Annotated in this window: 8 protein-coding genes; 5 read left to right on the forward strand and 3 right to left on the reverse strand. The window is 70.5% G+C overall.

The window, feature by feature from the left end; translation table 11 throughout:
- Positions 1-118 precede the first annotated feature (118 nt).
- The 5 genes from hisC to OG568_RS26620 all read left to right on the forward strand — a co-directional run bounded on the left by hisC (position 119) and on the right by OG568_RS26620 (position 9,430).
- Entirely contained in the window at positions 119-1,195 is a 1,077-nt protein-coding gene (gene hisC / locus OG568_RS26600; protein WP_329533376.1) for a histidinol-phosphate transaminase, read from the forward strand.
- A 311-nt stretch (positions 1,196-1,506) separates the two neighbouring features.
- Positions 1,507-3,024, forward strand: coding sequence for a cytochrome ubiquinol oxidase subunit I (locus OG568_RS26605; protein ID WP_266583802.1), 1,518 nt, complete (start codon positions 1,507-1,509; stop codon positions 3,022-3,024).
- 20 nt (positions 3,025-3,044) lie between these two features.
- On the forward strand, positions 3,045-4,052 hold the full coding sequence (gene cydB, locus OG568_RS26610) for a cytochrome d ubiquinol oxidase subunit II (RefSeq protein ID WP_329533377.1): 1,008 nt from the start codon (positions 3,045-3,047) through the stop codon (positions 4,050-4,052).
- A gap of 98 nt (positions 4,053-4,150) precedes the next feature.
- The gene (gene cydD, locus OG568_RS26615) at positions 4,151-7,657 is read left to right on the forward strand and encodes a thiol reductant ABC exporter subunit CydD (protein WP_329533378.1); all 3,507 of its coding nucleotides are present in this window, start codon (positions 4,151-4,153) and stop codon (positions 7,655-7,657) included.
- Positions 7,658-7,747: 90 nt separating this feature from the next.
- Complete coding sequence (locus OG568_RS26620) at positions 7,748-9,430, forward strand: GAF domain-containing sensor histidine kinase (RefSeq protein ID WP_329533379.1); 1,683 nt, start codon at positions 7,748-7,750, stop codon at positions 9,428-9,430.
- Between the two features lie 25 nt (positions 9,431-9,455).
- On the opposite strand, the gene OG568_RS26625 is transcribed toward OG568_RS26620, so the two are convergent.
- From OG568_RS26625 to OG568_RS26635, 3 genes are all read right to left on the reverse strand, one after another.
- Entirely contained in the window at positions 9,456-10,343 is an 888-nt protein-coding gene (locus OG568_RS26625) for a Cof-type HAD-IIB family hydrolase (protein WP_266432758.1), read from the reverse strand.
- A gap of 99 nt (positions 10,344-10,442) precedes the next feature.
- Complete coding sequence (locus OG568_RS26630) at positions 10,443-11,354, reverse strand: LLM class flavin-dependent oxidoreductase (RefSeq protein ID WP_329533380.1); 912 nt, start codon at positions 11,352-11,354, stop codon at positions 10,443-10,445.
- A 77-nt stretch (positions 11,355-11,431) separates the two neighbouring features.
- Positions 11,432-11,980 carry an RNA 2'-phosphotransferase gene (locus tag OG568_RS26635; protein WP_329533381.1) on the reverse strand — a complete coding sequence of 183 codons (549 nt, stop codon included), beginning with the start codon at positions 11,978-11,980 and terminating at the stop codon, positions 11,432-11,434.
- Between the last annotated feature and the right edge of the window lie 51 nt (positions 11,981-12,031).

Consider the following 12,031-nt stretch of genomic DNA (forward strand, 5'->3'; position numbering starts at 1 on the left):
GCAGGGCGTCGCGTGGTTGCCCCCAGCCCATTCGCAGCGGCGCCGAATCCTCATAAGGTGAGAAGTATTGGTAGCCGATGGTGGACATGAGCCAGCGGTGGTCGCGAGGAGGACTGCGGTGAGCGAGACGAGCCCCAAGCTGCGTGCCGAGCTGGAGGGTATCCCCACCTACAAGCCGGGCAAGCCCGCCGCGGCCGGCGCGGTGGCGTACAAGCTGTCTTCCAACGAGAACCCCTACCCACCGCTGCCGGGGGTGATGGAGAGTGTGATCGCGGCGACCGGCACGTTCAACCGCTACCCGGACATGGCGTGCACGGGGCTGATGAGCGAGTTGTCGGACCGCTTCGGGGTTCCCCTCTCGCACCTGGCGACCGGCACCGGTTCGGTCGGGGTGGCCCAGCAGCTGCTGCAGGCGACCAGCGGACCCGGCGACGAGGTCATCTACGCCTGGCGGTCCTTCGAGGCGTACCCGATCATCACGCAGATCAGCGGGGCGACCTCGGTACGGGTGCCGCTGACCTCGGACGAGGTGCACGACCTGGACGCGATGGCCGACGCGATCACCGACAGGACGCGGCTGATTTTCGTCTGCAACCCGAACAACCCGACCGGCACCGTGGTGCGCCGGGCCGAGCTGGAACGATTCCTCGACCGGGTGCCCAGCGATGTCCTGGTGGTTCTGGACGAGGCGTACCGCGAGTTCATCCGGGACATCGAGGTGCCGGACGGCGTTTCGATCTACCGTGACCGGCCCAATGTCTGTGTGCTGCGCACCTTCTCCAAGGCGTACGGGCTCGCGGGCCTGAGGGTCGGCTTCGCGATCGCGCACGAGCCGGTGGCGGCGGCGCTGCGTAAGACGGCGGTGCCCTTCGGTGTGAGCCAGCTCGCGCAGGACGCGGCGGTCGCCTCGCTGCGCGCCGAGGACGAGCTGCTCGGCCGGGTCGGTTCCCTGGTGTGTGAGCGCAACCGCGTGGTCGAGGCGTTGCGCGGTCAGGGCTGGACGGTGCCCGAGACGCAGGCCAATTTCGTGTGGCTCAGGCTGGGGGAGCGCACGCTCGACTTCGCCGCCCACTGCGAGCAGGCCGGGGTCGTCGTGCGGCCCTTCGCCGGGGAAGGGGTGCGCGTGACCATCGGCGAGACCGAGGCGAACGACATCTTCCTGAAGGCGGCCGACGGGTTCCGCAAGGAGCTCTGACGTCACACCCCAGGGGCTTCGGTACCGCACGCTCCTGGGGCTCCGGTGTCTCACGGCCCCGGTGCCGCGGTGTCTCAGGACGCCGGAGCACCGGGGCTTTCGTCGTCGGCCCGGAGGACACCTTGGTGTGTTCGAGACCTTCCTAGGGGTTGACGCAAAAGGGGACCCCCCTTCGAAGGTCGAAAGCTGGTGCGTCATAATTGCTTGTGAATGTGAACGCGTTCACAAGCGTGTCCCGATTGTCCCGTGATGTATGTAGCAAAAGGGGCAAACTGCCGCTGTAACCACGGCGGCGTAAGGAGACTGACGACGTGGAACTGGCTTTGGCACCGGAGACTCTGGCTCGGTGGCAGTTCGGCATCACCACCGTCTACCACTTCCTCTTCGTCCCTCTGACGATCTCGCTCGCCGCTCTCACGGCGATTCTGGAGACCGCCTGGGTGCGGACGGGCAAGGAGCACTACCTCAGGGCCACCAAGTTCTGGGGAAAGCTGTTCCTGATCAACATCGCCATGGGTGTCGTGACCGGCATCGTGCAGGAGTTCCAGTTCGGCATGAACTGGTCCGACTACTCGCGCTTCGTCGGTGACGTGTTCGGTGCCCCGCTGGCCTTCGAGGCCCTGATTGCCTTCTTCTTCGAGTCGACCTTCATCGGGCTGTGGATCTTCGGCTGGGACAAGCTGCCGAAGAAGGTCCACCTCGCCTGTATCTGGGTGGTCTCCATCGGCACGATCCTGTCGGCGTACTTCATCATGGCGGCCAACTCCTTCATGCAGCACCCGGTCGGCTACCGACTGGTGAAGAAGGCGGACGGCACGATGCGTGCCGAGCTGGTCGACTTCCCCAAGGTGCTCTTCCAGGAGACGGCGCTCGTCAACTTCTGGCATGTGATCAGCGCGTCCATCCTGGTCGGCGGCGCCTTCATGACCGGTATCGCCGTCTTTCACCTGCGTAAGAAGCGGCACGTCCGCACCATGCGGATGTCGCTGCGGCTGGGACTGATCACCGCACTGGTCGGCACGATCCTCACCGTCGTCAGCGCCGACACCCTCGGCAAGGTGATGTACGAACAGCAGCCGATGAAGATGTCGGCCGCCGAGGCCCTGTGGGACTCGCAGCAGCCCGCGCCCTTCTCGCTCTTCGCGTACGGCGATGTCGCCAAGGGCCACAACACCGTCGCCATCGAGATCCCCGGGATACTCTCCTTCCTCGCCAAGAACGACTTCAACGCCAAGATCCCCGGCATCAACGACATCAACAAGTCCGAGCAGGAGAAGTTCGGGCCAGGTGACTACCGGCCCAACATCCCCACCGCCTACTGGGCGTACCGCTGGATGATCGGCTTCGGCGGGGTCTCGATGGCCCTGTGCACCGCCGGCCTCTGGCTGACCAGGCGGAAGCTGTGGCTGGCACCGGAACACCGCACCGGGGACGAGGACGTCCCGAAGCTCATGCTCACCAAGAACATCGAGCTGACGCCGAAGCTCGGCGTCTGGTGGTGGCGGCTGTCCCAGTGGACGTTGATCTTCCCGCTCATCGGTATCTCCTGGGGCTGGATCTTCACCGAGACAGGGCGTCAGCCCTGGGTGGTGTACGGCCTGTTGAGGACCCGGGACGCGGTCTCGCCCGGGGTCTCCCAGGCGGAGGTGCTGACCTCGTTGATCGTGTTCACCCTCATCTACGCGATCCTCGCCGTCATCGAGGTGAAGCTGATGCTCAAGTACGTGAAGCAGGGTCCGCCGGAGCTCACCGAGGCCGACCTCAACCCGCCCACCAAGATCGGCGGCGACCCCCATGACGCCGACAAGCCGATGGCCTTCTCCTACTAGGCCCAGGGAGCTGCTGAGTCATGGAACTCCACGACGTCTGGTTCGTCATCATCGCGGTCCTGTGGACCGGCTACTTCTTCCTTGAGGGCTTCGACTTCGGGGTCGGCGTCCTCACTAAACTGCTGGCCCGCGACCGCGCCGAGAAGCGGGTCCTCATCAACACCATCGGACCCGTCTGGGACGGCAACGAGGTGTGGCTGCTCTCGGCGGGCGGAGCGACCTTCGCCGCCTTCCCGGAGTGGTACGCCACGCTCTTCTCCGGGTTCTATCTGCCGCTGCTGCTCATCCTGGTCTGCTTGATCGTGCGCGGGGTCGCCTTCGAGTACCGCGTGAAGCGGCCCGAGGAGAACTGGCAGCGCAACTGGGAGGCGGCAATCTTCTGGACCTCGCTCGTCCCCGCGTTCATGTGGGGCGTGGCCTTCGGCAACATCGTGCACGGAGTGAAGATCGACAAGAACTTGGAGTACGTGGGCAGCTTCGGTGACCTGCTCAACCCGTACGCGCTCCTGGGCGGCCTGGTCACGCTGACGCTGTTCACCTTCCACGGGACCGTGTTCGTGGGGCTCAAGACCGTCGGGGACATACGGGAGCGGGCGCGCAAGCTGTCGCTCGGGGTCGGGCTGGTGACCGCCGTGCTGGCGCTCGTCTTCCTGATCTGGACCCAGGCCGACAACGGCGACGCGAAGTCCCTGGTCGCGTTGGTCGTGGCCGTGGCCGCCCTCGTCGCCGCCATCGCGGTGGCCCAGACGGGGCGCGAGGGCTGGGCGTTCGCACTGTCGGGGCTCACCATCGTGGCGGCCGTCGCGATGCTCTTCCTCACGCTCTTCCCGAACGTCATGCCGTCCTCGCTCAACGCGGACTGGAGCCTGACGGTCACCAACGCCTCGTCGTCTCCGTACACCCTGAGGATCATGACCTGGTGCGCGGGCATCGCCACACCGATGGTCCTGCTCTACCAGTCGTGGACGTACTGGGTGTTCCGCAAGCGGATCGGTACGCATCACATCGCCGCCGATGTCGCTCACTGAGTCCGGTCGTATGGGCTGAATCCGGCCTCATGGACCAAGTCCGATCCAAGGGCATGTTTCACGTGAAACATGCCGGATGAGCCAAGGGTGTGTTTCACGTGAAACCAATCGATCCGCGTCTGCTGCGGTACGCCCGTGCCACTCGCTTCTTCCTCATGGCGGTCGTGGGGCTGGGCGCGGCCGGAGCGGCGCTGGTCATCGCCCAAGCGATGCTCATCGCCGAAGTCGTCGTCGGCGCCTTCCAGCACGGTCACCCGGCCTCCGAACTCCGGACCTCGCTGGTCCTGTTGGTCGCGGTCGCGATCGGGCGGGCGATGGTCGCCTGGCTCACCGAGCTCGCCGCGCACCGGGCGAGCGCGGCGGTCAAGTCTGAGCTGCGGGGGCGGTTGCTGGAGCGGGCCGCCGCGCTCGGTCCCGGGTGGCTGAGCGGGCAGCGGACCGGGTCGCTGGTCGCCCTCACCACGCGGGGAGTGGATGCGCTCGACGACTACTTCTCGCGCTACCTCCCCCAGTTGGGGCTCGCGGTCGTGGTGCCCGTGGCGGTGCTCGCGCGGATCGTCACCGAGGACTGGGTGTCGGCGGCGATCATCGTCGTCACCCTGCCGCTCATCCCCGTCTTCATGGCGCTGATCGGCTGGGCGACCCGGTCCCAGATGGACCGTCAGTGGCGGCTGCTGTCCCGGCTTTCGGGGCACTTCCTGGACGTGGTCGCCGGGTTGCCCACGCTCAAGGTCTTCGGGCGGGCGAAGGCGCAGGCCGAGTCGGTCCGGCGGATCACCGGCGAGTACCGCCAGGCGACCATGCGGACGCTGCGGATCGCCTTCCTGTCGTCCTTCGCGCTGGAACTGCTCGCCACGATCTCGGTCGCCCTGGTCGCGGTGACCATCGGGATGCGGCTCGTCCACGGCGACATGGATCTGTACGTCGGGCTCGGCATCCTCGTCCTCGCCCCCGAGGCGTATCTGCCGCTGCGGCAGGTGGGGGCGCAGTACCACGCCGCCGCCGAGGGGCTCGCGGCGGCGGAGGAGATCTTCTCGGTGCTGGAGACCCCGGTGCCGGCTGCCGGCTCGCTCGTCGCGCCGGAGGGGGAGATCCACTTCGAGGGAGTGACGGTCCGGTATCCGGGGCGCTCCGGGGACGCGGTCTCCGATGTCTCCTTCACGGTCGAGCCCGGTGAGACGGTGGCCCTCGTCGGACCGAGCGGCGTGGGCAAGTCGACGCTGCTGAACGTACTGCTGGGGTTCGTGGCGCCCGCCGCCGGACGAGTGCGCATCGGCGGAGTCGATCTCGCCGAGGCCGATGTGGAGGAATGGCGGTCCCGGGTGGCCTGGGTGCCCCAGCGGCCGCACCTCTACGCCGGCTCGATCGCCCAGAACGTACGGCTCGCCCGGCCCGACGCCGACGACACGGCGGTGCGGCGGGCGCTGCGCGACGCGGGGGCGCTGGAGTTCGTGGACGCGCTGCCCGAGGGGGTCCTGACGGTCCTCGGCGAGGATGGCAGCGGCCTGTCCGCCGGGCAGCGCCAACGTCTCGCGCTGGCCCGGGCCTTTCTCGCGGACCGGCCCGTGCTGCTCCTCGACGAGCCGACGGCATCGCTGGACGGGGCGACGGAGGCGGAGGTCGTGGCGGCGGTGCGCAGGCTCGCCGTCGGCCGGACGGTGCTGCTGGTGGTGCACCGGCCCGCGCTGTTGGAGGTGGCGGACCGGGTGGTGCGGCTCGAGGCCGGGGCGCCGGTCGTCGCGGCCGGTTCCGTCCACCGCGAGGGTACGAAGGAGCTCCGGCCGGTCGCCGAGCCGCAGGGCGTGCCCGCCCCCGCTGTGGAAGAGGCCTCCGCGCCCCCTCAGCGGCGCGGAGGCGTGCTCGCCCGGGTCCGCGCGATGGCCGGCCCCCGGAGCGGCCGTTTCGCGCTCGCCCTCCTTCTCGGGGGTCTCGCCCTCGGAAGTGCCGTCGGGCTGATGGCCACCTCGGGGTGGCTGATCTCGCGGGCGTCGCAGCAGCCGCCGGTGATGTATCTGATGCTGGCCGTGACGGCCACGCGGGCATTCGGGATCGGCCGGGCCGTCTTCCGGTACGCGGAGCGGCTCGTGTCGCACGACGCGGTGCTGCGGATGCTGGCCGACACCCGGGTCGCCGTCTACCGGCGCCTTGAGCGCCTGGCCCCCGCCGGACTGCGGACGACCCGGCGGGGCGATCTGCTGTCGCGGCTCGTGGCCGACGTGGACGCCCTCCAGGACTACTGGCTGCGGTGGCTGCTGCCGGCCGGTGCGGCACTCCTCGTGTCCGCAGCCTCCGTCGGCTTCACCGCCTGGCTGCTCCCTGAGGCCGGGGCCGCCCTCGCCGCCGGATTGCTGACGGCCGGGGTCGGCGTCCCGCTCCTGACCGGCGCCGTGGCGCGCCGGGCGGAGCACCGGCTGTCCCCCGCCCGCGGCGCCCTGGCGACCCAGGTGGCCGACCTCCTCACCGGGACGGCCGAGCTGACGGTCGCGGGCGCGCTGCCCGCCCGTACGGCCGAGGCGCGGCGGGCCGACACCGTGCTGACCCGCATCGCTTCCCGGGCCGCCACCGCGACCGCGCTCGGCGACGGGCTCACCGCGCTGACAACCGGACTGACCGTCGCGGCGACCGCCCTCGTGGGCGCCCAGGCGGTCGCCGGCGGACGACTGAGCGGCGTGGCGATGGCCGTGGTCGTTCTCACCCCGCTGGCCGCCTTCGAGGCCGTCCTGGCGCTGCCGCTCGCCGCCCAGTACCGGCAGCGGGTGCGCAGGAGCGCGGAGCGTGTGTACGAGGTGCTGGACGCCCCCGATCCCGTACGCGAACCGGAGGTGCCGCAGTCGGCGCCCGCGTCGCCGTTCCCGCTGCGTGTGCAGGGGCTCAGGGCACGCCATGCCGGACAGGACCGGGACGCGCTCGCCGGCCTCGACCTGACCCTCGAACAGGGCCGCAGGATCGCCGTCGTCGGCCCCTCCGGCTCCGGCAAGACCACGCTCGCACAGGTGCTGCTCCGGTTCCTGGACGCGGAGGCGGGGACGTACACGCTGGGCGGCACGGACGCGTACGGGATGGACGGCGACGACGTGCGCCGACTGGTCGGGCTCTGCGCCCAGGACGCGCACCTCTTCGACAGCACGGTGCGCGAGAACCTGCTGCTGGCCCGGAGGAACGCCACCGAGGCCGAACTGCGCGACGCGCTTGCGCGAGCCCGGCTCCTGGAGTGGGCGGACGGACTGCCCGACGGGCTCGACACGCTGATCGGTGAGCACGGGGCGCGGCTGTCCGGTGGCCAGCGCCAGCGGCTGGCGCTCGCCCGCGCGCTGCTGGCCGACTTCCCCGTGCTCGTTCTCGACGAGCCCGCGGAACACCTCGACCTGCCGACGGCGGACGCGCTCACCGCGGACCTGCTGGCGGCGACCGAGGGCCGTACGACGCTGCTGATCACGCACCGGCTGGCCGGTCTCGCGGCGGTGGACGAGGTGATCGTGCTGGCGGCGGGCCGGGTGGCGCAGCAGGGCGCGTACGCCGAGTTGTCCGTGGTGGAGGGGCCGCTGCGGGAGATGCTGGAGCGGGAGGCTGCGGGGGATCTGCTGGTCGGGGCGGCGGCGCGCTAGGACTCCCCAGGGGACGCTCCGCGGGGGACGCGCCGACTCTCCAGGTCAATCCGACTTTTCAGGGCAAAGAGGGCTGACTACTCTCGACGCATGTCGGTGGTTCCCGCCTCCCCCTGCCCGGACGGCGGCCCGGACGTGCCGCGGCTGCTGGAGGCGGTGCGGTCTATCGGGTCGGGGCTGGAGCTGCACTCGACGCTGGACCGGATCTGCGAGAAGGCGGCCGAGCTGGCGGACGCGCGCTACGCCGCCATCGGGGTCGCGGCGGAAGACGGAGAGGGACTCGCGGACTTCGTCTTCCACGGCGTCGACGAGGAGACCGCCCGGCGGATCGGGCAGCTGCCCGACGGACACAAGGGGCTGCTCGGGGCGCTCATCCACGACCCGACGCCGGTACGGCTCGCGCAGCTGGACGAGGACGCGCGCTCGTGCGGATTCCCCGAGCACCATCCGGCGATGCGCAGCTTCCTGGGGGTCCCGATCCGGGTGCGGGGGGAGATCTTCGGGAATCTGTACCTGGCGGAGAAACGGGGCGGCGGCCCGTTCGGCGACGACGACCTCGACGTGGTCCGTGTGCTGGCCGCGGAGGCGGGTATCGCGATCGGCAACGCCCGGCTGTACGAGGCCGCCCAGCAGCGTGAGCGTTGGATCGACGGGTCGGTGGCCGTGACTCGGGCACTCCTGTCGGCCGACGATGCCGAGGACGCGCTCCAGGTCGTCGCCGAACAGGCCCGGGGGCTCTCCGGCTCGGCCGCCGGGATCGTGCTGCTGCCCGCCGCGGAGGGCGGCCTGGAGATCAGCGCGGTCGCCAAGGACCGCCCGTCCAAGGTGCTCGGAGCCGTCGTCCCGCCGGAGAGCGAACTGGTCGCCGAACTCCTCGCCGGAGAGGCCGTGTTCCTCGACGACGCGGCCACCGATCCGCGTATGCCCACCGACTTCGCCCGCGAGTACGGGCCGACCATGATGCTCCCCCTGCAGAGCGGCGGCCGTCTCCTGGGAGCCCTCGTCACCCCACGGGAACGGGGCGGGCGTCCTTTTACCGAGGCCGAGCGCACCCTCGCCGCGCACTTCGCCTCGCAGGCCGCGCTCGCGCTGATGATGGCCGAGGCGCAGCGCGACCGGGAGCGGCTCGCGGTCTATGAGGACCGTGACCGCATCGCCCGTGACCTGCACGACCTGGTCATCCAGAGGCTGTTCGCCACCGGGATGATGTTGGAGAGCGCGCAGCGCAACTCCCCCGTGCCCGAGGTGCGGGAGGGTGTCGAAAAGGCGGTCGCCGAGCTCGACGTCACCATCCAGGAGATCCGCACCGCCGTCTTCGCGCTCCAACGGGGCCCTGCCGAAGTGCCGTCCGGGCTGCGCACCCGGGTGCTGCGCGAGATCAACATGGCCGCCGTGCCGCTCGGGTTCAAGCCCACGCACCGCTTTGTCGGGCCCGTCGACGCGGCGGTCGGCGAACCCACGGGCAAGAACCTCATCGCGGCCCTGCGGGAGGCCCTCTCCAACGCCTTCCGGCATGCCGGTGCCTCCCGCATCGACGTCGTCGTCGACACGACCGTCGTCCTGCCGGACGGGCGGCAGGGCGTCCGGCTGACCGTCGCGGACGACGGCGTCGGCATCCCCGAGGGCGGCCGGCGCAGCGGTCTGCGGAACCTCAGACGGCGCGCCGAGTCGCTGGGCGGCGACAGTTGGTACGGGCCGGGGCTCGGAGGGGACGGTGCCGGTACGACGGTGGTGTGGCAGGCGCCGTACGCTCCGCGGGCGGGGCCGCTCTAGTCGGTCCTCCCCGACCGACGCGCTCCTACAGCCGCTCGGCGAGGATCTTCTCGATGACGACGGCCACCCCGTCCTCGTTGTTGGCGACCGTGCGGCCGGAGGCCGCGGCGATCACGGCGGGGTGCGCGTTGCCCATCGCGTACGAGGTGCCCGCCCAGGTCAGCATCTCGACGTCGTTCGGCATGTCTCCGAAGGCGACGACCTCCTCGGGGGAGATACCGCGCTCCGCGCAGCACAGTTCGAGCGTGCTGGCCTTGGAGACGCCGGGGCCGCTGATCTCCAGCAGGGCGCTGGGGCTGGAACGGGTGATGGTCGCGCGGTCGCCGACGGCGTCGCGGGCCACGGTGAGGAAGGCGTCCGGGTCGAGCTCGTGGTGGAAGGCGAGGATCTTGAGCACCGGTTCGCCGGCACCGGGGGCGTCCGGGGCCAGGAGCTTCTCGGCGGACGCGAGGGTGTCGGGGATCTCCATGTGCAGCTTGGGGTACGCGGGCTCCTGGTAGAAGCCGTACGTCTGCTCGACGGCGAACACGGTGCCGGGCGCCGCCTCACGCACCAGCCGTACGGCGTCGAGCGCGTTCTCCCGCGCCAGCTCCCGGACCTTGACGAACCGGTGGGCGCCGGGGCCGCCGTGCAGGTCGACCACGGCGGCGCCGTTGCCGCAGATCGCCAGGCCATGGCCGTGGACGTGGTCGCTGACGACGTCCATCCAGCGCGCCGGGCGGCCGGTCACGAAGAAGACCTCGATGCCGGCCTCCTCAGCGGCGGCGAGGGCGGCGACCGTGCGCTCGGATACGGACTTGTCGTCGCGCAGGAGGGTGCCGTCGAGGTCCGTGGCGATCAGCCGCGGTGGAAGGGTGGCGGCCGGGGTCTCGGGCTGTCGGGTCGCTGAGGTCACCGGGCCATTCTCGCGCATATGCCCGCACGGCCGTGCGGGAGCCCGCACATGTGAGTGGTTACCGCTCTCACCAGTACCGTTGCACCTCGCTGTCGCCGGCCGCGACGGCACCGGCCGTCAGGCCAGCTGCGCCGGCGCCTCCATGGCGATGCGCTCGAAGACCTTCTCGTCGGCGGCGAAGTCCGAGTCGGGGATGGGCCAGTGGATCACGATGTCGGTGAAGCCCAGCTCCGCGTGCCGGCCGGCGAAGTCGACGAACGCGTCGAGGGACTCCAGCGGACGGCCACGGTCCGGGGTGAAGCCGGTGAGAAGGATCTTGTCGAGCTCGGACGCGTCGCGGCCGACCGCGGCGCAGGCGGCGGCCAGCTTCTCGGCCTGCCCGCGAATGGCCTGAACCGACTGTTCAGGGCTACCCGTTTCGTACAGCTTGGGGTCGCCGGTCGTCACCCAGGCCTGTCCGTACCGGGCGGCGAGCTTCATCCCGCGCGGGCCGGTGGCGGCCACCGCGAAGGGCAGTCGGGGCCGCTGGACACAGCCCGGGATGTTGCGCGCCTCCTGCGCCGAATAGAAGTCGCCGTCGTGGGAGACCGAGTCCTCGGTGAGGAGGCGGTCGAGCAGCGGTACGAACTCGCCGAAGCGGTCGGCGCGCTCGCGGGGGGTCCAGGGCTCCTGGTCGCTCTTCAGAAGCGTCGTGGCGTCGAATCCGTTGCCGCCCGCGCCGATGCCCAGGGTGATCCGGCCGTTCGATATGTCATCGAGAGAGATCAGTTCCTTGGCGAGGGTCACCGGGTGGCGGAAGTTCGGCGAGGTCACGAGGGTGCCCAGGCGGAGCTGGTCGGTGGCGGCGGCCGCGGCGGTGAGTGTGGGCACGGCACCGAACCAGGGGCCGTCCCGGAAGGTCCGCCACGACAGGTGGTCGTACGTGAACGCGGTGTGGAAGCCGAGCTGCTCGGCACGCTGCCAGGCGGCACGCCCGCCCTCGTGCCAGCGGAGGTACGGCAGGATCACAGTGCTCAGACGCAGACTCATGCATCGAGCGTAAGCGGAGTCGCGGGGTGGTCATGGCCGGCGCATGATCGCTCCATGACCGGACGGGCGGCGGACGATCAGTGCGGGCCGGGGAAGCGCAGGTACCCCGGTGGTACGGCCTCGGTGAGCCACACCCCGTTCGCGCTCACCCGGAATACATGGCCGTCGCGGTGCATGGCGGCGGAGTCCACACCGAGCACGACGGGGCGGCCGCGGCGGGCGCCGACGCGGGTCGCGGTCTCGCGGTCGGGCGAGAGATGTACGTCGTGCCGGTTCATGGGCCGCAGGCCCTCGGCCCGGATCGCGTCCAGGTTGCGGGCCACGGTCCCGTGGTAGAGATACGCCGGCGGAGTCGCCGGGGGCAGCCCGAGGTCGACCTCGACGGAATGGCCCTGGCTGGCGCGGATGCGGGTGCCCGCCACGGCGAAGCGCCGCTTGTCGTTCGTGGCCACCACATGGTCGAGCTCCTCGCGGGTGATGCGGAAGCCGTGCGCCGCCGCTGCCGCGATCAACGCGTCGATCTCGACCCAGCCTCCCTCGCCGAGCGTGAGCCCGATCCGCTCGGGCTGATGCCGCAGATGCTTCGAGAGGTACTTCGACACCTTCACGGTGCGTCTTTCATCCATCGGTTCGTTCATCCTGCCAGCGTGCCTGGCGAGAGGCGGATCACGCATTTG

Source organism: Streptomyces sp. NBC_01450 (assembly GCF_036227505.1).
GTDB lineage: Bacteria > Actinomycetota > Actinomycetes > Streptomycetales > Streptomycetaceae > Streptomyces.

Excerpts from the sequence above, each read along its gene's own strand:
- cydB (WP_329533377.1), top strand. The coding sequence starts at position 3,045 with ATGGAACTCCACGACGTCTGGTTCGTCATCATCGCGGTCCTGTGGACC.
- OG568_RS26620 (WP_329533379.1), top strand. The coding sequence starts at position 7,748 with ATGTCGGTGGTTCCCGCCTCCCCCTGCCCGGACGGCGGCCCGGACGTG.
- OG568_RS26625 (WP_266432758.1), bottom strand. The coding sequence starts at position 10,343 with ATGCGCGAGAATGGCCCGGTGACCTCAGCGACCCGACAGCCCGAGACC.
- OG568_RS26630 (WP_329533380.1), bottom strand. The coding sequence starts at position 11,354 with ATGAGTCTGCGTCTGAGCACTGTGATCCTGCCGTACCTCCGCTGGCAC.
- OG568_RS26635 (WP_329533381.1), bottom strand. The coding sequence starts at position 11,980 with ATGGATGAAAGACGCACCGTGAAGGTGTCGAAGTACCTCTCGAAGCAT.